The sequence below is a fragment of the Olivibacter ginsenosidimutans genome, assembly GCF_039542865.1.
GTDB classification, from domain to species: domain Bacteria; phylum Bacteroidota; class Bacteroidia; order Sphingobacteriales; family Sphingobacteriaceae; genus Olivibacter; species Olivibacter ginsenosidimutans.
On sequence record NZ_BAABIQ010000040.1, the window covers coordinates 1 to 24096 of the forward strand.

Sequence of the window (24096 nt, forward strand, 5' to 3'; positions counted from 1 at the left end):
ACTTTTGTTCATACTTTTTTGTGTCGTAACTCAAAAGTATAAATCTCGGAGCAGTTCGATTAATTTCTACTGCTCCTTTTTATTTTTCCCGGACACTAGTGATAATATATATTAACATTGAATGAACCAACGAATTGTTCAATCGGATCCAATCCTGCCTTAAAAAATTGCTTTATACCAAAAGGAGCCCGAAAATTTGTAACAGAGGCATTCCTTAAGTCTTTAGCTCCTTTATATTTAGCATAAAAATATTCTCTAGCTTTAGAAATTCCATCTGAGTTTCTCATGGCATCTGAAATCTCATCATTTTCATATCTAGCATAATTTATCATTCCCAAGCCACCCGTTAGCCATCGACCAAACATTCCTACAGTGGTTTTAGCTTTTTTACCCCAATTGTCAAAATCGCCCCCTCTTTCATTTTTATTTTTCTTATTCGGATCATCTTGCTCACTGGCATTTGCTTCCTTTTCTTGTAGAAAATCAGCTATTTCAGTCGGATCAGAAGTTGACCACCTATCCTTACTTTCTACCCACATACCATTCGGATCCAGCTTGCTAATCGGGTCATTAAGGGCATAATTGTAAGGAGAGTATGAATGATAACTCTCCGCCAACGGATCTACACTACCCCATCTGCCTATAACAGGATCGTAAAAACGTGCTCCGTAGTCATAGGTACCCAGCCCATCTTGTAATTCCTTCCCGTTGTAAAGATAGTTATTTGCAGGTGAAGGATAAACACCCCCATAGTCTTTTCCGAAAGGGTAGTAATCCGCTTTGAACTGTTTATCCAGCGTGCCGTCACTCTTCACCATGAATCCTGCACGAGCATTGCCCAAGTGATCCTTCAGAAAATACTCGTAATTGAACTTGTTACCGTTCCATAATATCCGCCCCTCTTCCATATGGATCATTTCCAGAGCTCCCTCTTTCCATTCTGTACCCATTAGATATTCCCTAACGATACCAGCGTTTACCATACGCAACTTTGTTCCGTTTCCGTCATAGGTGTAGGTGACGTTCCGTGTACCTGTCACCGTCTGTGGCAGGTTCAGGTAGTTATATGCGATGGTATTACTGTTCCGCCCATCCCTCGTCATGTTACCACTGGTCGCATCATGTGTATAGGTATAAACTGTGGTGCCGAACTTGATGGTGGAAAGCTTGTTTCCGTTGTATTCGTACACCCACTTTGCTCCGGCATCACGCGTCAGTCCTTTGATATTGCCCATCACATCATATTCGATCAGCTCCCGTTTTCCATCAGCAGCCACACCATTGGTCAGGCGGTTCTGCTTATCATAGATATAATTGAAGCTTCCCGACATCGCGCCGTTACGACTCCATTCCTGTCGGCTGATATTCCCGTTGTATTGCGCGATGGTCCCAGCGGGGGTATCATTGTAACGCAACGTCTGGCTAAACAGCGGCGAACCGCCAGAGCTCAACCAGCCACGTGCGTTGTAGGTATAGTTTGCCGTTTCTTTGAAACTGCCACCCTTATCCGTACTGTGCAATGCTTTACTCCGCAGCTGTCCTATTTCGTTATAGCGGTTCCGTGCAACCAGAATCTCCGGATCCGTTACCGTTCCATTCTTTACCTGCTTCCGGGTATCGATCAGTCGTCCCCTGTGATCGTAGTCAAACGATGTCGTAACTATCAATGTTGGTGCTCCTGCCGTAACTAGCGTCTGTATCGTTTGTGTTGGCTGTCCGCTGAAATTATAAGTATACACTATGGTATTGGTATTACCCGATACCGTTCCTCCTTTGTAGTGCTGGCTCCACTCTTTGGCTACCCTGCCCAACGCATCGTAATAATATACCGTCCACAGATAAACATTGCTCGAACCAATTACTTTGGTCTTCTTCGCGGTAAGCAGTCCCTGAACCTGTGCGCTGTAACTGGCTGATTCATTATTGGGCAATGAGGGAATACCTGTATATCGGTCATAATAGTTCACCTCCATTACCTCATATTTAGCCGGTGTGGTTGCGGGAAGCATCGGCATGCTCCGGTTAGTATATCCTTCAACATTACCGCTGGCTGTTGACGGTGCTTCCCAATGATTGGGATAGTCCTGCCCGTTCGCTGCATGCTGAGTATCCCACCAGGGGAGATCGCCATTCTTCTGCGTCCCTTTCATCACCAATCTTCCCAGTGCATCATACTTGTAAAAGATATTATATATCGTCCCATCAGCGGCTTTGTTACCGTCCTGATGGATTATCATCTGATCCATTGCATTGTAAATCATTTTCTGCCAATAATTGCTTCCAGGCATCTTTTTTTGCGATAGCCGTTGCCGCATGTCATAACGGTATTGGTAAGCATATTTGGCTAGCTCTGTTGCCGCTATGGGACTTGAGGGGTCCCGGTCGGGAGCCAGTGCCGGTGGCAATACATAGCAAAGGTTTCCGAAATCATCGTATACATAATAAGTACTTAGCATCTCAGTGGTGGTTCCCTTTTTATTAAAAGTACGTTTCAGTACCACCTTTCCTTGCTTATTATTATATTCCTCTGTGGTACCCAGCCTGCCGCTGTCGGGCACCCAGTTTTCATCCTTAGTTACCGTAACATACAATTCTTTTGCGGGGTAAGGGGTATTAATTACCAATGTTGGGTCGCCGTATTGGTCATAACCAACCGTGTATCTGGCTACCCTTCTTGTGGTAGCCAACGTCCCGAAGGCCACTGCATTGTTGGCTGTATATTCCGTAACCATAGTCCGACCTGCAGTGTTGGTTCGAGATGCGGACGGCTGCCAGACGGCGCCCGGAAAGCCCTGCTCCAATACGCGGTTCAGTGGACTGGTTTCGTACACCGGTCTGGCAAAGGAAGGTGTGGTACCGTTGACAGCGGGAATCGGAACAACGCTGTTAGCCGTCCCATTGTTGTAGAAAGATGCCTGTTCTGTCACTACTGCCGAACGATATTTGCCATTGCTGCCCACAACTGCTACATAAGGCAAATAGATTCTGTCTTCCCGTCCGAAGTTATCGTAAGTTTGATGGGTGACGATGTCACGGTAGCTTGGGCTTGCCTTCCCCTGCACCGTTTGGGCCAGGCGTCCTAAACCATCGAAATACTGAACGTCCTGCATTCTGTCCACCGTGGCAGTGCCACCTGTCTCTGATAGGTATGAGGTGTGCAATATATAATTTTGCACGACATCCGGTTGCAAAATCATTTGTTCCCCTGTCACACGGATAAGTACCGTCTTCCCAGAAGGGATATGAAACCCAGGCTTTAATGTCACGCTCCGTGTAGCCTCAATGGTTGACTGGTTGCTATAAGTGCTCAGTACTAAATCTTGCTGAAGTTGGCCATATGTCGTATTCATTGCCGATATAAGGGCGGCAAGTATGGCAATATTCTTTTTTATTGTTCTTTTCATGTTGCCTGTCCTCCTTACTGGTTACGGTAATGATATTCATAAGTATCAGTTGTTTTACTCTGCGTATTCTTCGTTTCTTTCAGACGCCCGAAACCGTCATAATTATAATACGTAGTCCTTCCCGACGGATCCGTGCCACTGCTTATACCTACCAATGGTTTATAGGTATACCAGCTAACTGAAGCATCTGGAAGGGCAGTCCTGAGCGGGTCCAGCTTACTTCTAACCACTGCATCTGTTGGTTCAGATGCAGTGAAGGTACTTAATGCGGTAGCACCACCAAAAACGGTCTGTACCTGTGCAAACGTAGCGTTGCGGACTTCCGCCACGGGGTACTGTCCCCTATAACTCCAGAGATAAGTTGTTATTGCACCTGCTTTCTTCTGAGAACTCGTAAGTTTGCCATTACTGTAACTAAAAGTCTCTCTTTCATCATACTTACTATCAAGGGTCAAACTAACATTTGTATTAGATGATATAGAGAAGGCAGCATTTGCTTGAGGAAAGTCCAGCACTAATAATCCAGAGAGATACGGATAGCTATCGCTTCCTATATTAAAAAATCCGTATCGATTAAAAACGGAATTAGTCACTTTTCCATTTTTCCGAGTTGTTATTTCTAAAGGTGTATTAATAAATCGGTCATGCAAATCCCATATCGGTTTAAGCATATTGTCTGCATTTTGTTTATTACTTGCAAAAGTGGTTTTATACAAACTGTTTGGCTCGCTGAAATTATTCCTTCGATAGGTAATATACCTTTGTCTTGCTGCTGCTTTACATGCGCGCATCTCATGAAAAGATCTAAATGCACAATTCCAATCATTTCCGCATGCTGCTGTTCGCTGTTGATGTTGAATATCGCAGGTCTGACAGTCAGAAAGGTAAGTGGCCCAGCCATCAGATATGGCCTCTGCTTGAGGCATCCGGAAATCAAAGGCGTACTTATAATGAGTGATGGTTCGCCCTTCACTATTCTCTACACTACTTCTTGTCATCTGCCGATGGTAGGGACTATCAAAAAGGATAGTATCAACTGTCATTACACTCTCCCCTGTCCCCGATCCATTAATGGTTGTAATAGTTTCAATTCTTTTCTTAAAGTATCCTCGTAATGTATATTCGGTAAACAAATCGCGTTCTACCTTTAATGCTGGAGTAAATACTTTTGTACTATCATAAGAATAAAGATAGGTTATTGATTTCCTTAATTTGCCACTGCTATCAAAATGGTCTTCATCCTTCAACTCACCGCGCTGGAACTCAAACGGGATAGGTGCAGCAGGAAAGTTAGGGGCGAATGGATCACATTGACCTGAAAAGTCTGTATAAACATATTTTGTTGTTTCACGTTCCCACGAATTTACATTATAGAACCGATATATTGATTTCCCTTGAGCATTGTTGTTATAGGTCAAAGTTACTTCATCGTATCCAATATGATTGCCTTGGTAATTTGACATTGGAGTTATACTATAGGGTGCTATCATATGCGGAACTCCAAGATTAGGGCCTTCAACAGCGATGCAACCGTTTGGATGAGGATTAGGTATATAATCCGGTCCTTCTCCCGAGCGAAAACCATAGATTTTAACGATATCATTCCGAATACTTTGAATATAACGAGGCCTTTCATACAAATATCCGGTGGATCGACCATTTGTTTCATATGAGTAGGACTCTACCATATCAGGTGTACCATTTCCTGCCTTTTTGGTAATCATTTTTATCCGCAAACCACCTACAATAGGATCCTGAACATCAGTGGAAACGTATTTTGAAAAGGAGAGATATGCACCCGTACTCGAATTTCTGCTATCTCTAAACATATTCAGTGTATAGATACCTTCCGGTATATTGTTAGTATAAGTAGCGGTTTTACTGGCCTCCAGAGAAGCACTACTCACAATTTGCCCGGTTGCTTTATTTTTTAGATTGAAACTCGCAACCTGAGACCCTCCAACCCCTTCACTTGGGCCATTTGTAAAAACTAGTTGATATTTTTCATTTCCCGTGAACTGGATATTGTCCCATACTTTCGAATAACTTCCATCCATCCCTACGTGAAAGTTATCAAAATATTCCAAGCCATGCATTACTATGTTGAGATATGCCTTATTTGGTTCAAAATCGAATATAACAGAACCTCCAGTGGGGTATACAATCTCTTTAAGTGCGCCCTCTTTCATTTCTGGCCATTTTGGCTCCCGATTGGCACCCCGATAAAATTCCGTATAGATATCTTTTGTAATCGTTGGTATTAATGTGGAATTCGCCGTTTCAGCATTATAAAAGCCCCAGTGATCCTGAGCTAAAGACAACCTTCGTGAAAGGAAATTACTTTCATAATAAAATTTATAGGGAGCAGAACGCTCTCCCGCAGCCCCATATTCAACTAGACTATCTAACTTTAACCTTTTCTTATCTGATACAATAGTCGAACTAGTATATAAATTCAGTCCAGAACCTAATTGACCGAAAGGATCGTCGAAATAGCTTGTATAAAATTTAATTTTTTTCAGCAGCGCGTTACCTGTTCGGACTTCTATTTCATCCAAGGCCTTACCTTCCGTATTCGCAGACTCGTTAAAACCATAGCCACCCGAACTACTATTTCCGGATAAGTCTAAACGAGCAACGCTACTTGGTTTAAAAATCAATTCACCATGGCTAAATATAATATCAGCTAAGCGTATACCATCGAAATAATCCCTCACCAATTCATGGCCTTTTTGCATTGCAATCTGGTCAAGATTAAAAACAGGAAAAAGTCCAATGTTGTAAACACTATATTTTTCAGGCATATAATTCAACTCGATCCTGTTAAGCCCATCAAATGATTCAATTTTTGTTAAATACCAGCTGGAAAACACCACATCACTTGATAAACCATTATTCAAAGTATATCTTCTAGTAACCTCAATAGGATATACATAACCTGTTTTAGGTAAATCTGCAGAGTATTTTCCGAAATAATATTTCGTTCCATCCTTTGTGGTTACGGTAAAACCCTGAATATTTTGCTGCATACCTAATACACTACCATTATTTGGCAATCTGAAAGTGGATTCAATTTTCAAATCGTCATTGTTTTCTATAATGACGATTGTCCTGTCATCATTAAAGAAAAATTTTCCTGAGTAACCGTTAAAATTGAAAGTAAACAAATCCGGTTCCCCATCTCTTTCGCCCGTAGAAAAAAGATGATCGTATGTTCTTCCTCCTTCGCCTGTCAATGTAAGATAATTGCTATATCCATAATTAGCATAGTGCCCGTATTGGCCCTTCTGTGTATTAGCCGCTTCATCCGGAAGACCTCTTACCGTTCTGGTAATCATACCTCCCGCATTCAAGGCCCAGCCAGTTCCTACCCAACTGGCAGATTCAATTACTTTGATCCCTCCCGCGTGATAACTTAGCGAAATAGGAAGTGAGAGTACGCCATCAGAAATAGTGTAGAGAGGAATGTTAATCGAGGGTATTCCCGTATGTTTGTTGACGGGTATATCCGTAAACTTGCCCAGCGATGCTGAATTTGGAGACGAAATGCTCACTTTCGTATAGTCAAGCCCTTGTGCTAGGGAACTAAAACTAACAAGCATAACTATACCGCATAAAACCATGAGTTTATAATTGGCTCTAATCTTCATAATTAGTTGAGTAAATGATTGTATAAAATAACTTATTTTTACAGTTGGCTTCTAAGAGGTAGCCGCCTTACGATTTAAATCGTTATATAATTGCACGCTTCAATGGTGTATATTATAATGCTGTTTCGGTTAATGGTAAACAGCTTTTTTCAGACTTGTAAGTTCTCTTTCCATTGTTATCCAAGCTTTTCGCTCTTCAACCAAATGCAATGTCAACTCCTCCACCTTCTTCAACAAGAGTAAATTCATCTTCGCCAAATCCAGCCCTTCCTCACCGATTTCCTTTGCTGAGGGGATTTCCGGCAGATGTTTATGTTCCTTAACATAAGCCTCCACTTCGACTAAAGAAGGCAACTGGTAATATTTTTCGAACACATAATCCGGTACCGTGATATCGGTTTTCACCTTGATCTCCTTGGCCAAGATATTGCCATTAACGGCCAGTTTGGCTTGGGGGCTTGTAGTGCCGATACCTACATTCCCTCCCTTAATGATCAGGTAGGTACTGTTCCCGTTGCCCCACGACTGGATGTTGTTGTAGGGGTCGCGCTCCCACCAGGTACGGGAATCGACCATTGGCGTCAGAAAAGACGCATCGATACTGATCCCATCATGCAGGCGTGCCGTCAGCCAATCCGTGCCATCGGCATCCCGCACCAGCCAACGCTTGTTATAAAAGGTATTGGTTGATTTTCCATTGATCGAGTTGATCTCCAGATAATTCCCCTTGGTGCCGCCCAATACCTGGGCACGGCCCTTAAACTGCATGCCGCATACGGCTGCAACAATCCATAAAATGGTAATCTTTGTGATCTTATTCATATCCTGATATGGGGTTATTTCTTTTCCAGTGCCTCTACTTTTCTGTTCAGGTCGATGATGTGCAGCGTCAGCTCCTCTACCTTTTCCAGCAGCTTCCGGTTCATCTCCCCCAAGTCCACCCCATCGGCTGCTACTTCATCTTGGTTTGGTATACCCGGAAGGTGCTGATGGACTTTAATAAATGCCTCCGTCTCCTGCAGCGATGGCAATTGGTAGGTATCGGCAAACACATAATCCGGCCAATTCCCTGCATCGACCTTCACTTCCTTGGCATGTACCAATCCATTTACCTCTATCCCACCCTTATTGAATATGGCCTGCACGCCACCTGTGGCATAACCCCGGATGATCCAGGCCTGCGTACTGCCATTGTTATCGTACTGGCGCAGGTATTGCCCACTGGCATTCGAGGCCACTTCCGTATAGCTCGAAGCATTACCGCTCCACACCCCACGACCGGAAGCATTGACCGAATACACCTCTTCGTTCGCCGCATTTATCCAGCGGAATTTCATGGTGGATTTGTCGGTCTTGAAGACCAGGTCGGCATTGTTGTAGATCCGGGCAACACTGCTTTCATCCAATGTGGATAAACGAAGCATGCCCCCTGTGGTGGCACCTTTACCCCTGACGTCAACTATCCGGTACCCCGTGCCTCCCGTTACACTTGATTTACCGATGGCCACGCTGCCGTCGTTGGTGACCACAAAACGCAGGTTAGTCCCGGCTGTTGCCGTTTCGGACGACAAGCCCAGAATCGCATAGTTTGCCGAAACCTGGTTGATCAGCAGTGCTGCTCCGCCACCGTTCCGAACAAACTGGTTATATTCCGTATTGTCCAAGGGGGAGCGCCAGATACCCGTCTGTACCTGGGCTTCTGCTTTCCATAAAAAAAACATCATACAAAAGAGGATCAAGGACTGTTTCATGCGGTCTGTTGTTTAAGGTAAGAAAATAGGTTTATTATTGTTTTAAGCCTTCTATAGCGGCTTTCAGGTTATTTATGGTGACTATCTGGCTGTCCACTTTGCTTTCCAGTGCCTTCCGTTCTTTGCTTTCGCGTACCAGGAGCAGCGTCAATTCCTCCACCTTCTCCAGTAACTTCCGGTTCATCTCTCCCAGACCGATGCCCTCCTCGGCAGCCTGCCGCTTATCCGGTATGCCGGGCAAATGCCGGTGCGCTCGGACATAGGCCTCAATCTCGTTCAGCGTGGGCAAGGCATAACTCTCTTCAAAGACGTAGTCTGCCCAGTTGGCTGCCTCCACTTTGATCTCTTTGGCACGAATCGTCCCGTTCACGGCCAGTTTCTCCGCCGGTGTGCGGATACCGATTCCCACATTGCCATTGGTCAGGATGGTCATCCATCGGTAGTTTTCCAGTTGGCTATTATTTAGGGTATAGGAGGAGCCGGTAGAGCCCCTGCTGAAAAAACTGATGGTTCCCAAATTCTCCAAGCGCAGCAGACTGAAATCGGATGAGGTGCTTGAACCCGCGACCGACCAATTCTCATTGGTTACATCCCAGTGTATCCCCTGGGAAATGACGCCCCTTGTCCAACTGTTCAGCTCCTTTGCCGGATACTGCATGTATACCCGGCCACCGGTAGTGAAATAGTTGAAGCCTCCTACCAGCGCGTTCCCGCTGGATGGAAAGGAATTGGACTGGGCATGAACGGCCGTCATGGCCGACAGCAGTAGAATGATCAGGGAGAGCGGCCCGGCCGGTGCCAGGCTGTACGGATTAACGATTGATTGTTTCATCTTGATATGCTGTTTCTAGGGCAAAGACTGTTCTACCATCACCATAGATGGCGCAGCCAAACTATAAAGAATTTTCACAAGAAAACAATCCCGAATATTGCCATAGCCCACGGTTATATTTTTCATAACCCACAGTTATATTTTTCATAACCTGTGGTTATAAAAGTTATAACCACAGGTTATAATTTAAAAAATCTTTCGATTTAGGGCCATTTAAAGGCTTTTTATTTTTTTTAAAATATTTTATCCCATCAGACAGTTTTGTAACAACCTATAATTGGCACGATAAATGTTAGGTGGCACACACATAAAGAAAATAAGATAGGTCAGTGGCCTCTGGGAACGGTCTTTGCTCCTTTACTCCCATACCAATAGGTGGTAGCCGAAACATCAGCGGTACCGTTCTCCCAGCCGAGCATTTCTACGCTGAACCTAAAGTGCGTCTGAAAAGGAACAGCATCCAAGTTTCGGGTGCGGGTGAAGGTATTCTGTCCAAATGAATCAGCATTATCTGCTCTTGGCGCATTGGCAAAGGGGGTTTGGTATAACACAACAGGTGCCCACGAAGTATTGTAATAATCTTCCAATCCGGTACCGTATTCCGACGGAAATGTTTCTTTATCGACCCAAAGCTTTTGATCGCCTTCGCCATACCATTTATGCATATGGTTATTCACCGCCATGGTTTCACCAACAAATACTCCTTTTCCTTGGATCACGTTTAAATCCCATTCGATAGGGTGATCAGCTTCGGACTGTGCAATACGCACCTCACGTTCCGAGCGCCAATCGGCATGAAAATATAAACTCCTATGATCCCACTTCCAAGTGTCAAGCTGTACCTGCAAAGAGGCTGCTATGCTGCCGCCGCTCTTATTGACTAGCGAAATACTGGCACGACGGCGATAGGGCATAATCCAATAACAACTAAAATTTCCTCCTGGAATTACATTTCGATACCAACTGGCTATTGCGTGGTTACCGGCACCACTGCCAAAAAAATCGCTTACTGGGCAATAAATCGTTTCTTCACCGTCAAACGTGGCTTTAACGTATAATTGTCGTAATAGGCTATCGGTATAGTGCCGTTTATCTTTTAATTGAAGTACAATGGCTTGAACAGCTGCCGATCCTTTCGGAAGCGATAGAGCTAATGCACCACCCGCAGAAATTTTTCCCTGTTTAATCAGCTGTTTTCCGCTTCCAGCAGGTGATGGATGTAGTAACTCGTCATTAACACGATGAATCAGCTCCTTATTTGCCTGAAAAGAGTCCTCGCTAAACGTTTCTACTACAGTTCCTTTTTCATATTTTCTAAAATTCAGCTGATAATAACGTGGCTCTTTGATTGGGTCGTCTGCATCTTCCCAAGTCACTTTACAATGTTTCGCATAAGGCAAAGGAAGATACAAGGTACTCCCCCCTTTTTCCAAAGGCTCATAGCTGGAATGAGGAATTAAAAGCGCCTTACCCAAGGGATATGGAAACTTCATCAAGTCATAACCTGGTATCACGATCCGTGGATCAGCTTCGTTATCGAAATAAATACGGAATACACCGGGACGTTTAAAAGTGGTTTCCCAAAAGCGCACGATCACTCCGGGGCCTTCCTCGTCCATCAATATATATTCTTTTCTCCCCTTTATCATCTCCTCGCCTAAAAATTGGGAACGATCATCATTAGCAAACCAGCCTGCCTCATGGGGTGAAACAGCATGCCGATCATAACTGCTTACCTGCTTTAAAACATAGGCGGGTTCGGACAGCTGAGCTACCGACCTACGGTCAACTAGCTCGGATAAGAGAGACGATAGGGTAACTGTTTGTTGGGCAACGCTACAGTTAACCATGAACATGAACATCAAAAACAGGTATTGTGAGCGGATTGCTGATCGCATAAAATGATGGTTTATTTGTCAATAATCAGTTTGTCTTCAATGCTTAGCTATTGCAGACGGCTCAAATTTAATGTAAAAAACCGTTCACCCCTCCTAATGCTGTATCAAAAATCTTTGAAATCGTATTTTATTGCTTAACGGAAGTTGGCCAGACACACCGCTAATCAATACCTAAGCAAATTCGCCCTTTCTACTCCCGTTTATCGGGATGTGATCGTGATCCGATCGTGCACCGATCGGGATTTTCCCGATCAGGACATGATCTGCGCATGATCCAAAAACGATCGTTGGTAGAAGAAAGGCAGAAGTTAGTCCGAATAAAAGGGGTATATATTATCCACCCAACCTTCTTTCGAGTCCAGTTAAAGATGAATCCATGAAAAAAAGGTTAGCTACCGATTAACCATGAATAAAAGGTGAGTTAATGCTATTAAAATAGAACATTCATATCGGATCGAATACGTGGGAAAATCGAATAGGGAAAATTAGATTACGCTAAAATCACGCATAAAAAAATCCCGAACGTAATTGATGAACGTTCGGGATTTCAGATCTTGCCTGGTACCGCGACTACTCGCTTAACTTGACATCGCGGGTAATGGAGGTATTATCGCCTTTTAATTCATTACCGTCAGGACCAACCAATGTTAATTTTACTTTTAAATCGCCTTTCGGTGCTCCGGTAATTTGATAGGGGCCCCATTTATCCAGCGTAATGGTCGTATCACCAACATCTACTTTCACTTTATTGCCTGAAGCGGATAAATCGGTATTAACTAAATAGAAATCCAATAATAAGGCTTCCGTATCTTTACCTTTATATTCGCCTTTCGGACGGCTATAAAACAAAGCGGCATCAGAAGGAATAGGTAATTCTTGGTATTTACCATCCTCTGTAATTTTAAAATGCTTTAACACATAAGCCTTAGGCTCCTTAATAGACTCATGATAGGAGCGTGATAAAAATGACAATAAGTAGTGTTCACTCCCTTTTGCCAAGCTTACGCTGTTTTCTGGTTTATATAGCGCTACATAAGGTGTGTTATCTAAAATAAAATGGATGTGTTGTCCTTCAGCAGAATTAGCCATGTGATCCGCGTTGTGATCCATGGTATGCTCGGTCAGTTTAAAATTTTTCACATCATACTTCACCGCCAAGGTTACGGAATCTTTAGCAGCACCAGCATTGGCGGTAATAGACGAAATGGCCAATGATGCGCCAGGGAACGCCTTAGAATCTGCAACTGGCGTAATAGAAATTGGAGTCGACGCGGTTTCTGTTGTCGTGGTACTATCCGCAGTGCTGTCTGCACTACTTCCACCGTTATTTCCGGATTGGTTACAAGCCGACAGGGATGCTGCTACCATTGCTCCGGCAGCCCATGCCATTAATTGCGTTTTAACGTTCATCTTTTTATTTTTTTGCATTTGTATGATTAAACTGATATCTAATCTAAGAATACAGCTAAGTAACGGAATTGTTTAGAATTTTTCTAACCTTTCAAAAAAAACAGCAATTTGGAACGAAAGTGTTACGTTTAAGCTTTAAAAACGCTGTAGGCTACAAGCAATAGGCTATAGGCTGTAAGCAATAACAAACAAATAAGGCATGAGGTTGGAAGGTTTAAGGTGGAAGGAGGTTTTATCTTATCCTTGTCTTGGAAAGCAACGCACAACTGACAACTCGTAACTCGCAACACTAAACGTTGATAATTAGCACAATGTTAACAAAAAAACCTTCCAAAATTCACAACCTCCTAACATAAATGCATTAAATTAGTGCCGAGCAGACGTAAAGACAGGCAATTCGTTTTAACAAGTACATCCTATTAATAACAATATGACCTGGAAAAAATTTAGCGGCGAACCCATTCGCCAATCGCTTTTAGAAGAAGTAAGTACCGCAATCTCCAAAGAATATGCTTTAGGAAACAAACTCAAGGTTTGCATAGGCACCGACTCTCAAGTAAAAGGTAGTATCACGGATTTTGCCACTGTTATTGCCTTTATCCGTGAAAAGAAAGGTGGTTTTATGTTTATACATCAAGAACGTTCTTTATTGAAAATGAGTATCAAGGAACGGATGTTGGCCGAAGTACAGCGATCAATAGAGACGGCTTATACCTTATGTGACCTGTTGGACCAATACCATGTCGACTTAGAAGTGCATGCGGATATTAACACCAATCCGATGTTTAAATCCAATCAAGCACTTCATGAAGCGATGGGGTATATTCTGAGTATGGGTTTCGTTTTTAAAGCAAAGCCTGAAGCCTTCGCTAGTTCAACCTGCGCCAATAAGATGGTGCAGTGATGAACTAACGATGGTTTATAGTTCTAATCGCCAATCCCAGATAGACAATATATGTCATCGTGTAGGGGTTTATCTTGTATATTCGAGTAATGTACCCAAGGACCTATCCCATTATGATAACCGACGATACCGTAAAGAGGGGAAAACACACCAATTGAAGGCCCCAAATCATAGACAAAATATTCCTCACCCGTTTTATAATGGAGGTTAATTACCCAACGTGTGCCCATATTTTCCTGCGAATTAACATTGGATAAATCCAATAGATATCCATCCGAGTTGGATCCGAATTCGGTTACTACACCTAAATTCGTTTTTGTACAGGTAGATAAATTAAGGGTGTATCGGTTTTTAGAGATAGACGGTGAAACCGATGATGTAGGCTCGAGATATCGCAAACAACGCGGAATAGACCAAGCCGAAGCCGGATTGTCTGCCGGACTATATTTTGGTTGGGTTCCATAGGACATTAACACTTCCCAATCTCCAATCCACGTCAAGCTATATGGGTTCCATGTGGGATGTTCATTTCCTGGATAGCGGCTATCTGTCCCAAACAATTCGAATTGCCATAAATAACTTCCATTTCGCTGCTCGTCGGTATATTTTATCCAGTTAACCGCTGTCCCTACACCGTAATACTTGCTTTTCGTCGGAAAATGATCAGCAAAAGCCGTCATAACTTTCCACATATCCACCACTTGCTTCATTTCAAATGTTTCCCAAGTATTAACCGCATCTGCGAAGGCTCGAACAGGCATGTTCACGATATTTTCTACATTCAGATATTTACTATTACCTTTACATTTAAACGCAAAGCTACCATTTATTTGCTCTTCTGGTAAAAAGCGCTCCCAATCGCTGTCGCATTGGCTGCCTCCATTGGCGTAAAGATAATGGTTACCGGATGCGGCAGCCTTTAGGAATTGTCCATTTTTCTGAGACAAAAATCCTACATATCCATCGCCTGCATCTACCACATCATATACTTCGTGGGTACCAACGCCGTCTTTTAATGCTTCTGCACCATTATAATTTTCCAAAACCCCAACATATTTACCTGTAACTGTAAATTTGATTTTTACCATTCCGTTTACGGGAATAGCGAACGTTTCCAGCGGTATTGTTTGATTAGATGTAGATACTTGCTTGGTATCTATACGTTCATCTTGACAACCACTAAATATCAAACAGTTTATCATTAAAAATAAGCCGTTGATCAACACGACTATAATGTTTTTCAATTGTTGCAATTTCATTGTATTATGCATAATTTGATTTATTTTCTTGACCAAAATTTCGCTATCTGTACGCTTAACTTACGGCTCTATCCATTGATAGTCACCCATAAGTTTAGCTTCATATTTCCCCGTGAGGTCTGCTATATGTTGATGATCAGAAACTGTTTTATCTAGTGTCCAACCGCATACCAAATCGTTTTCCGAACCTGTAACAGTCTCGGGATTGTTCATGATGGTTTGTATCTCCTGCAGGGTTTTTGCTGATTTCCAGAGGTGCAAATGCTTCAAGCGCCCATTTATTCCTTTATCACCGAGGCGTTCTCCTTTTGCACTCAATTGGGTGAAGGCAACCATCGGAATGTCTTTACCGTTCGGCGTATAAGGCAATTGGTCATCACGTCCTTTTTCAGCCAAAGCCAACACGCCGTTGATGTAAATTTTCGTCATCACAGGTATATCCCCATTCATCGCCCCATCAACACCTGCTTCATTCGTTACGATAGCAATATGCACCCAACGATCTGCACTGGGTTTGAAGTCGACACCCGGTTCAAACAAATCGTTGAAAGATATCCCATAGCTCATTCGTAATTTACCGAAAAAGTTGTTTACGAACCATCCCTTTCGCTCATGGTCGTTTGTATCATCATCGGTAAAGGTTGATAGTAAACTGGTGAAACCTGTTGACAGATGATCTACATCAGCCAATTTAACCCAAAAGTCAATGGTGAAGGCCTGCTTCCCACTTTCACCGAAAGCAGAATATTCTGGGTGTGCCCCAAAATCGATGTATCCACCCGCGGCACCATTTACCTGTAGCTCCGCAGGTAAGGCTAGAAAATCAACGGTTCTGACGGATGAGGTGAACTGTTCGGCTATGGCTTTGGTATCCAATATCATGCGATCCAAATCACTTGCCAGCAGTTTTTTACTTCCTGCCTGCAAGCCTGTGATCGTATTGGTTAAATAGGCAATTTGCTCTTCCAGCGAAGTTTTGCTGGAAAACGGATAGTCACCTTTTTTATCGCCAAATACAGCGCCTTCGAGCAAGGAATTCAGCTCGCCGCGTAGCTGCTCCAACCGATCGAGATAGATGTCGGTTTTATCTGTCACGGGTTCAATAGTTGTACGATTATCGCTATCTTTAGCGCAACTGACGAGTGCAGCACCTAAGCAGATGTGGCAAATAACGAGTGCCACGCGAAGCGATCGAAATGATTTCATAAATTCCATAACGTGTCTTTGCATGTTTTTAGGTATTAATTTAGTTCCAACCAGCGATAATCGCCAATGAGTTTGGCGGTATATTTACCTGTTAAATCTAGGATCTGGCTATCATCCTCAACAATATTATCGAACGGCCAACCACAGATCAGATCGCTTTCGGTACCGACGATTTGACTCGGTTGGTTCATGATCGATCGCAACTGATTGGCTGTTTTGGCCGACTTCCAGAGGTGGAAATGCTTGATACTGCCATTTCCTCCCTTATCACTAATGCGGTTACCGGCAATATCCAAACCCGCAAAAGCAACCATAGGGATGGCACGGTCGTTGGCATTGTACGGTTTTTCGGCCGACTGGTGTGAAATGGTTTTTAACCGGAGTTCGCCGTTTAGGTAAATTTTGGTCATAACCGGTCGGCCATCTACCGACTCATCGTCCACACCATCTTCATTGGTAACGATGGCAATGTGTACCCACTCATTCACCGTATTAAATGGGATGGCGGGCTCCATGAGATCATTAAAACCCATACCATACGTCATGCGCAAATGATTGCCACCATAATTATAGCTGTTCACCGCCCATCCTTTCCGCTCATGATCATTAGTTTCATCGTCTATAAACGTTGATACTAAAAAGAAAAAGCCTTCCACATCCTTCAGTTTTACCCAAAATTCAACCGTGAAGGTCTGATGCCCCAATGCTCCGAACGATGCATACTCGGTATGTGCCCCAAAATCTATATAGCCACCGTTTTTACCATTTATCTCCAGTTCAGCCGGTGTAGCGAGATTTTCAAGACGTACAGAAGCTTTGAAGGCCTCCATCTGTTCATCGGCATGTTGCAAATGATGGTTCGTTTCACTCATGACCTGTTCGTTGGTAATGGTTTGCTCTTTGATCTGCTGCAAAAGGTCTCGCAGATCGGCATAAGCTGCTTCTAGCAATGACCTGCTTTCTTCAGGGTACATCCCTTTCTTCACGCCGAAAACAGCGTTGCTTTTCAGATCGTCTATTTCTTTCATTTTTTTTCCGATCTGTTCCCGGTATTCGTAAATTTTGATGGTAGGGCTATCCTTTTTGGAGCATGCTCCAAAAAAGAGTAACAGGCAAACCAATACCGGTGCCATTGGGTATCGCCGTTTTGTTAAATATATGATGCGTTGCATGATTTCTGGATTAGTGTTGTAATGATTTGAAAACTCAGTAAATTCCTCCATTGGCTACGTACTCCTTGATAGATGCTGCTAAATCCATCGGTAGCATGAATTCGAAAGTATTTGGACTGTCCTGTTCTGCACGTTTTAATTCGCGTATCAGCCGTTCGTACAGCACCACTTTCTTGCCTTCAAACCCGTAATAATTGGTAAGGAGATAAATATGATGGAATATAGGGCGTCGTGGACTAGGTGAAACCGACATCAGATCGCGATAGACATCACCTTCAGCCCTACAATGCGTACCTTGATCGGCACGTACTACACCGTTTACCAGTTTATAGGCACTGCCGTTCGTACTGGTGCGGTCTGACCCATCGAGCACCAGATCAACACCGCTGTTTTCCATATATTGCTTGAAATACATTTGCTCATCTGTATTCCATAAATGCACTGTATGAAATCCTGCCGTTTGCAGCCATTTGCTGTTCATCTGCAACCACTCGGCATACTGGCCGCTCTGTGCATATTGGTCGCCATAAATAAACTGGAAGCCTGAAGGTCCTGCTGTAAGCTCTTCGTTGGGTGTACGGTGCTGATAGTAGAATTCCAACAGCTTGGGGTTCAGTTCCTGCAAACCTGCAGCCAGCGTTACCCCAAGCGGTACTTCACCACGATGGGCATCTTCTTTGAAGATCTGATAGAGTGAGTTGGCATCGAACTGAATATTGTCGCCATCACTTAAGCTAATAGCCACATAGATTTTGCCAGATTGTACATCGCCGGCAATGCCTTGCCTTTGCTGGAAGGCCTTGCCTGGGAAGCTACACCAATAACTGCCATTGGCATAATAATCACTCACTACAAAACCAACGTTGTGCGTATTGGTAAAGCGGTTAAGTTCATCGCCGTTTTCATTCATGCCATAGCCCATGACAGATGAGCCTACCGGATAATTCATTTTATCGAATATACTACGCATAATGGTTTGGTCTGCTGCATTCGTTTCATCTAACCAAAACACAAAACCTTTGGATGCTGCGGCATAATCATAGAGGCGCCAGGGATTATCCTTATAGTCAGACCGAAGGCCACCTGAGAAACACAGCGTAGGATGGCAATGGGGGGCCAGTTGAGCAATAGCCCAATCGTAAGCATCTTTTTTTGACGCCCAGCGACCACGAATATCCATGACCTGCAATGAGCCTAGACCAAGCTCCTGCTCTATAAAATCTTTCATAGTTGCCGTTACAGGAATACCTTTTTCCTGTGCAGCGATCATTTGAGCTAAACTCCATGACCACGACTCGTTTTCATCCCATACTATCAGGTATTTAAACTGGTCGCGATATTTTTTGTACAACGACGCGAAGCCGGGGTTTTTACTGGCAGTAGCTCCAGCTACAAGGGTATGTGGTGCCCCAGCATCGACCAACTGGTTGAGGTGCTGATCTTCCCAGAGCAGATAACAGGTTGCTTGGATTTGGTTAATCACCCCCTGCATCACGGCACTGCTTAATTTGGAAATGTTATCGTCTTTTCGGATATCAAATACATTTACCTGCGATGCGGGCTTATTACGGAAAAATAAACCCTGTTGAGGTGTTGCCGTACTGTGGTAATCGATTGCATCATGTACCTGTTGCGCCCAATTTTTAACCAGGCGGATGATGACACCCAGAGAGATCGACTGCGCTTTGTTGACTACTTTGAGTTCAAATTGATAAGCAGAAGCGTCGTTTTGAGGCATTTCGAATACTGCTTTTTCCACACCGCTTTCTATAGTTTGCGCTTCGCCCGTTTGCAAGTCTTTAACCACCACCGCTTGAACATCAGCCGCATAGGGATCTATCCAGGTAACAATGGCCTTGCCATCGATTTCGATTACGCGGGGAGCGCGCACTTCGTCTACGTTGTTGAGCTGATCAGCTGCTGCTGCCTCCTGCTCTTTGCAAGACAGCGTAAGCAGGGTTAAAAGCAGCAATGACATTATGCTGATACGTTTTGTGAAGGTTTTCATCATGTTCGTTAATTAAAACAGGTTGTTCATTTCGTTAGGGCATATTGATATTTCCATTTGCCGCATCGGGATGTTGCTCCAAATAAATGCGGTATAACTCAAAAAAAGTAGGGCCATCGAGCCAAGTAACAGCAGGGTTGTCGGCTTGTAATTGCTCATGCACTTCTTTATACCAAGTGGGTGATTTTAAAATCGCCCTGAACCAATGGAAAGGAATGGGCCGTTTGGTTATACGCTCTTCTATTGTTTTTGCAGCCAACTGCGGGTCTGTATCGGTAATATCGTAATCGGCGCGTAGCACGGGCATATAGCCATGCAGCAAGGTAAGCGGCACTTTCTGCGGCACAATGCCATTCGGGCTGAAGGCCGCATAGCAATCCAAGCCAGCAGTATTCAGCCCAGGAGCTTCACCATCAATCACAAATCCCGTAATGCTCAGTCCCCATTGTTTGTAATAGCGGAGACAATGGGCTTTCCAGGCATCAAGCCCGCTGGGCAGGCCCGAAATAGGCCTCGGCTCTTGCAGCATACCCGGCAGGAGGTATCCCGCACCATTATCTGCTGCGGCAAAATAATCATTGTTCGTGGCCGTTGTACGATAATTGTGCATCACCATGGGTACCCGCTCGGCCAATACTGGACTAATACACCACATTAAAGGCAGGCTTCCGCGGTTGGGGTCATCCCAGAGATACGGTGTGGTCTGTGTGATCCACGACGACGAATCGTAATCGCCCACATAGAACAACAGGAACTGTTTCCCAGCAATATTCAAGGTACCATCGGCATTTAAAAGTCCTTTTTGTTTGAGCGTTTCCCTACTTACCCAAGCTTGGGGATAGGTTTTCTGAAGGGGAAAATGCTGCCAAAAAGATGCATTAGCCAGGGCTCCCAGTCCAATGGCATCGGCATCTTTAAAAGCATTGTAAGCGCTGATAATCCGCGAAAACTCCCATTCGGTGGCTACATCAGGATGCCTTCCCTGCGCATGCTGGGTATACTTGAATGCCCAGCTGGGGAAACCGCCGATATAACAGAATTCACCTTTATTCTGCTGATAAGCATATCGGAGCAACTGTTGCAGAACAGACCGGTCTAAACCCGGTGTCTGTTGGGGATCGTCAGTAGCCGCTTCATCGTCCCAAGGCGACAAATCAAAGAAAAAACCCTTTTTGCTGACAAAGTAATCGTGATTGGTCAATTGGTGATGATTAGCCACTGTCCGTGTCGGGTTTGTTAACCAATATTGGTCAATGTAATAGGCCGCATAATGGGTATTGCACTTTCCTTTTTTGAGATAGTGTTCCATGAACCACAAATAAGGATCTATTTTGCACGATCCACTGGAAGCTAAGTTCGTTTGCCAAACCTTTCCCTGACCGGTAAAAACAGAGGTGCCATTGGGATTCACGAGCCAGCAGCGTACCGGTAACTTGGGCCCTTTCAGCACCAATTGGGTGTAAAGGCTGTTGGGCGAAAGATCGTAGCGAATAGCTAATAGATCGTCTATTCCGGCAACCGAAGAGGCGATATTGCTGGTAGAGGCAACGGTGGGGTCATATACCACGACTCCCCGAATACTGTTGCGAAAGGCAACCACTGCATCAACAATACTGCTGCACAACAAGGTATCCCTATTAGCCAACCATTGGCCTTTTTGCCGGTACTTTTTCCACCAATAATCGTCTACATTTTGCTTCCGTTCGTTTACCACGTATCGGATATATAGGGATGGCTGATCGCGATTGACGATACCCTGAAGCGTAGCCGTTGTGTGCAAAATATCCCATAGTTGGGCAGCTTGCGCTTCCTCGTGGAGGTCTAACTGGTTCAGCCAGCGCAAATCGAGCATCCGAATGGGTACCTGCTGTGCATATAGTCTAGGATATACCGCAATGCACAACAACAGCATGGTAATTATTTTCTTCTTTACGTACATGTTGTTCACCTTTTACAAGTCGATCTTTACAGATGCGGCGTAGTTATATTTGGTTTCATTTCCATGCGACTGCGCACCAATGCGGAAATAATAACTATTACCAGCCACCAAGGTAGACGAATATTCATCTAGGTTAATACTGAGCTGAAACTGTTCGCCATCGCTGATGGAACGGTTAAGCTCTATGGTTTTGTTAACCACATTCAGTTTATTGGACACATCGATATGGGAGTGCGCAAACAATGAAATGCGGTATACCTGATTGCTCGTTACCTGTTCTAATTTAAACGTGGCGATGATGGTACGATCTTTTTTGACAATTTCCGGTTCGAGTATGCGCAGGTAGGGATTCACTTCAAACACCTGAAAATTTTCTCCCGAATGGATGTTCATATCTAGGGTGTCAAGCGGTACATAGTTGCCACGATCTAGGATAATTTTATAGTTCCCGGAGAACATTAGGCCATTCTTGAATGTTCCGTCGCTTTTGATCACCGTATTTTGAACAGGTGGATTTTCCCATCCTTGTTCGATGTAATACACGCGGGAGCCATCCGAAACTTCCTGAGGGATAAGCTCGCCCGTTTTTCTATCGCGTAGTTCACCGTAAAATGTGGCATCGGGCCTATCGAGATTATCTTTCTGACAGGAAGTACTCAAGAGACCACATAAGATTAAGATATTGAATGTTAAGCTACTTTTCATCTTTAAACGTTTATTAAGGGTTTTGGATCAAACCATTGGCACTGGTACCCGGAATATCTTTATAATACCATAAATAATCAAAGGTCTTTGCTTCGATACCTAAAGGATTAACGCGTACGAAGATATAACGAGCCGGATTGCTGCGTAAATCGAGGAATGGAACAAGACCTTTACGCACCCGATTTTCAAATGATTTATGAAAGGTACGCCAGCGTACCAAGTCCCACCGTCTTTTATTCTCAAAAGCGAGCTCCACAAAACGTTCTTTCCGTACGTTCTGTTGAGTGAGGGCAATTTGATCGGTATGTGCCGCTCTTCTACGCAGGTTATTGAGGGCTTCTTTGGCCGTTTGGCTCTCAGCGCCTGTGGGAGAAGATTTTTCTACCACAGCTTCGGCGTAGTTCAGCAATATTTCGCCATACCTGAAATCGATCCAGCTTTGCGTGCTTCTTTCCCAAGCCTGCTCTACCGGGTGATCGATCTGCATGAATTTCTTAAACAGAAATCCACTGCGGGTGTAGTGGCCCAAGGTAGGGTCAAATCCCGAATACTGGGTGCTTCGTGCCGCACCAAAAGTATAGTAGGTTTGCCCATCCTGGCCAACTTCTGAGGTTTGAGTGCGGTAGTAAAAGCCAGATCCGTTAGCTTTTACCAATCCACCTTGAATAATGATCTGCGTGCTGCCCCATGTCTCTCCCGGAAATAGTACCATGGCCCTTAAACGAGCATCCCGGCCTTCGGCGATCTTATAGGGAGCATTTTGGGGGTAGGCAATGTAGTTGGTACCAAGATTGAAACCGTTATAATCATTCTCATTTCCGTCTGCTCTGGTTTTCAAAGGCTTCACCTTTCCCGTTCCATCGTCTGTATAATCTTCAAAGGCATCTACGAAATCTAGTGTAGGATTCATACGCCCAGGATAAAGATTGGGATCGAGCACCATTTGCCGAGGGCTAAACCAGACGTCATAGTTATGTGCCAACACCGTGTTTGTTGCATAACTTTTAATAAATATAGGTTCGCGTACACCATTTAGGTATTGATCAGGTTGCTGGAAAAACTGCCGGTAGTTTTCGGCTGCCTCTTCCGGGGAAGCAGGTTCTGCTTGATAAAGGGCAAATTTACCGCTCTTCATCAGTGCATCTGATGCAGCAATACATTGGTCGTAATAGGTGTCTGCAAATTTAGTCTCTATACCTACCAAACCTTGATCTACCGCCGGGCCGGAGAAAGAAACATAGGGTTGATGCGAAAATTTGGCAATCGATGCGGCAAAAAGTGCAGCTCGCGATTTGAGCGCCAGTGCTACCCACTTATCGGCCCTACGTGGTCCATTTTCGACCTCACCAAATAGTTCAGTAGCCCGGTCGCAATCGGCTAAAATAAAATCCCAGGTCTCTTTTTCCGTATTCCGAGGCACTTTTAATTCCGCTATGTTGCCATTATATTCCTGTGGACTTTCGATCAGGGGTACACCGCCATAGCGTTTGGCTAAAGCAAAATAGGTATAGGCACGAAGAAAATATGCTTCAGCATTCAACTTATCTTTAGCGGCCTGATCGATACTCGCTAGTTGCGGTACGGTTTGCAGTAAGATGTTAATATCGCGAATAAGCCGATAACCATCTTCCCAATAGTCAAACCACTCTTCCCCAAAATCATTGTATTCGGGATGGATCGCTTCATCGCTAAAATGCGCTGCCATAAATCCGGCATTGTTCACATCGCTCCCTACGCCAATATTAAAGCCGCGATTGGGCGAATAGTTGAAATCCTCGATCGGTAGGCGGCCATATAAGTTAGCCATCTGGGCCTCTACACCCTCTTTACTGGCAAAAAGATCCTCGGGAGAAACCCGGTCGTTCGGTTCAATATCTAAAATCTTCGTACACCCCACCCCAAGACATAGGATAGCAACGAAAAATAGATGACAAATTATTCTATTCATAATATAGTTT

15 protein-coding genes are annotated in these 24096 nt (G+C 44.1%); 1 reads left to right on the forward strand and 14 read right to left on the reverse strand.

The window, feature by feature from the left end; translation table 11 throughout:
• Positions 1-95: 95 nt before the first annotated feature.
• The 7 genes from ABD930_RS15050 to ABD930_RS15080 form a co-directional block, all read right to left on the reverse strand.
• On the reverse strand, positions 96-3404 hold the full coding sequence (locus ABD930_RS15050; RefSeq protein ID WP_345232567.1) for a DUF6443 domain-containing protein: 3309 nt from the start codon (positions 3402-3404) through the stop codon (positions 96-98).
• A gap of 14 nt (positions 3405-3418) precedes the next feature.
• The gene (locus tag ABD930_RS15055) at positions 3419-7054 is read right to left on the reverse strand and encodes a hypothetical protein (RefSeq protein WP_345232568.1); all 3636 of its coding nucleotides are present in this window, start codon (positions 7052-7054) and stop codon (positions 3419-3421) included.
• Between the two features lie 129 nt (positions 7055-7183).
• Positions 7184-7876, reverse strand: coding sequence for a hypothetical protein (locus ABD930_RS15060; protein ID WP_345232569.1), 693 nt, complete (start codon positions 7874-7876; stop codon positions 7184-7186).
• Between the two features lie 14 nt (positions 7877-7890).
• Entirely contained in the window at positions 7891-8805 is a 915-nt protein-coding gene (locus ABD930_RS15065) for a hypothetical protein (RefSeq protein WP_345232570.1), read from the reverse strand.
• A gap of 34 nt (positions 8806-8839) precedes the next feature.
• Positions 8840-9637 carry a hypothetical protein gene (locus tag ABD930_RS15070; RefSeq protein ID WP_345232571.1) on the reverse strand — a complete coding sequence of 266 codons (798 nt, stop codon included), beginning with the start codon at positions 9635-9637 and terminating at the stop codon, positions 8840-8842.
• Between the two features lie 326 nt (positions 9638-9963).
• Positions 9964-11535, reverse strand: coding sequence for a glycoside hydrolase family 172 protein (locus ABD930_RS15075; RefSeq protein ID WP_345232572.1), 1572 nt, complete (start codon positions 11533-11535; stop codon positions 9964-9966).
• Between the two features lie 570 nt (positions 11536-12105).
• Entirely contained in the window at positions 12106-12945 is an 840-nt protein-coding gene (locus ABD930_RS15080) for a hypothetical protein (RefSeq protein ID WP_345232573.1), read from the reverse strand.
• A gap of 430 nt (positions 12946-13375) precedes the next feature.
• Here ABD930_RS15080 and ABD930_RS15085 point away from each other — a divergent pair, with 430 nt between their 5' ends.
• On the forward strand, positions 13376-13849 hold the full coding sequence (locus tag ABD930_RS15085; RefSeq protein WP_345232574.1) for a ribonuclease H-like YkuK family protein: 474 nt from the start codon (positions 13376-13378) through the stop codon (positions 13847-13849).
• Between the two features lie 23 nt (positions 13850-13872).
• Here the strand turns inward: ABD930_RS15085 and ABD930_RS15090 are convergent, their stop codons facing one another.
• Genes ABD930_RS15090 through ABD930_RS15120 form a run of 7 tightly spaced genes read right to left on the reverse strand, consistent with a single transcriptional unit; the run spans position 13873 to position 24086 of the window.
• Entirely contained in the window at positions 13873-15120 is a 1248-nt protein-coding gene (locus ABD930_RS15090; RefSeq protein ID WP_345232575.1) for a fascin domain-containing protein, read from the reverse strand.
• 48 nt (positions 15121-15168) lie between these two features.
• Positions 15169-16338, reverse strand: a complete 1170-nt coding sequence (locus ABD930_RS15095) for a DUF4972 domain-containing protein (RefSeq protein WP_345232576.1) — start codon at positions 16336-16338, stop codon at positions 15169-15171.
• An 11-nt stretch (positions 16339-16349) separates the two neighbouring features.
• Entirely contained in the window at positions 16350-17486 is a 1137-nt protein-coding gene (locus tag ABD930_RS15100; protein ID WP_345232577.1) for a DUF4972 domain-containing protein, read from the reverse strand.
• A 34-nt stretch (positions 17487-17520) separates the two neighbouring features.
• Entirely contained in the window at positions 17521-19497 is a 1977-nt protein-coding gene (locus tag ABD930_RS15105; RefSeq protein WP_345232578.1) for a hypothetical protein, read from the reverse strand.
• 31 nt (positions 19498-19528) lie between these two features.
• Positions 19529-21433, reverse strand: a complete 1905-nt coding sequence (locus ABD930_RS15110; protein WP_345232579.1) for a GxGYxYP domain-containing protein — start codon at positions 21431-21433, stop codon at positions 19529-19531.
• 12 nt (positions 21434-21445) lie between these two features.
• The gene (locus tag ABD930_RS15115) at positions 21446-22138 is read right to left on the reverse strand and encodes a DUF3823 domain-containing protein (protein ID WP_345232580.1); all 693 of its coding nucleotides are present in this window, start codon (positions 22136-22138) and stop codon (positions 21446-21448) included.
• A 13-nt stretch (positions 22139-22151) separates the two neighbouring features.
• Positions 22152-24086 carry a RagB/SusD family nutrient uptake outer membrane protein gene (locus tag ABD930_RS15120; protein ID WP_345232581.1) on the reverse strand — a complete coding sequence of 645 codons (1935 nt, stop codon included), beginning with the start codon at positions 24084-24086 and terminating at the stop codon, positions 22152-22154.
• Between the last annotated feature and the right edge of the window lie 10 nt (positions 24087-24096).

What these genes read in the sequence shown, in the direction of transcription:
- ABD930_RS15060 (WP_345232569.1), bottom strand. Translation starts at nt 7,876, where the DNA reads ATGAATAAGATCACAAAGATTACCATTTTATGGATTGTTGCAGCCGTA.
- ABD930_RS15110 (WP_345232579.1), bottom strand. Translation starts at nt 21,433, where the DNA reads ATGTACGTAAAGAAGAAAATAATTACCATGCTGTTGTTGTGCATTGCG.
- ABD930_RS15100 (WP_345232577.1), bottom strand. Translation starts at nt 17,486, where the DNA reads ATGCAACGCATCATATATTTAACAAAACGGCGATACCCAATGGCACCG.
- ABD930_RS15105 (WP_345232578.1), bottom strand. Translation starts at nt 19,497, where the DNA reads ATGATGAAAACCTTCACAAAACGTATCAGCATAATGTCATTGCTGCTT.
- ABD930_RS15070 (WP_345232571.1), bottom strand. Translation starts at nt 9,637, where the DNA reads ATGAAACAATCAATCGTTAATCCGTACAGCCTGGCACCGGCCGGGCCG.
- ABD930_RS15080 (WP_345232573.1), bottom strand. Translation starts at nt 12,945, where the DNA reads ATGAACGTTAAAACGCAATTAATGGCATGGGCTGCCGGAGCAATGGTA.
- ABD930_RS15095 (WP_345232576.1), bottom strand. Translation starts at nt 16,338, where the DNA reads ATGCAAAGACACGTTATGGAATTTATGAAATCATTTCGATCGCTTCGC.
- ABD930_RS15090 (WP_345232575.1), bottom strand. Translation starts at nt 15,120, where the DNA reads ATGCATAATACAATGAAATTGCAACAATTGAAAAACATTATAGTCGTG.
- ABD930_RS15120 (WP_345232581.1), bottom strand. Translation starts at nt 24,086, where the DNA reads ATGAATAGAATAATTTGTCATCTATTTTTCGTTGCTATCCTATGTCTT.
- ABD930_RS15055 (WP_345232568.1), bottom strand. Translation starts at nt 7,054, where the DNA reads ATGAAGATTAGAGCCAATTATAAACTCATGGTTTTATGCGGTATAGTT.
- ABD930_RS15065 (WP_345232570.1), bottom strand. Translation starts at nt 8,805, where the DNA reads ATGAAACAGTCCTTGATCCTCTTTTGTATGATGTTTTTTTTATGGAAA.
- ABD930_RS15050 (WP_345232567.1), bottom strand. Translation starts at nt 3,404, where the DNA reads ATGAAAAGAACAATAAAAAAGAATATTGCCATACTTGCCGCCCTTATA.
- ABD930_RS15085 (WP_345232574.1), top strand. Translation starts at nt 13,376, where the DNA reads ATGACCTGGAAAAAATTTAGCGGCGAACCCATTCGCCAATCGCTTTTA.
- ABD930_RS15075 (WP_345232572.1), bottom strand. Translation starts at nt 11,535, where the DNA reads ATGCGATCAGCAATCCGCTCACAATACCTGTTTTTGATGTTCATGTTC.
- ABD930_RS15115 (WP_345232580.1), bottom strand. Translation starts at nt 22,138, where the DNA reads ATGAAAAGTAGCTTAACATTCAATATCTTAATCTTATGTGGTCTCTTG.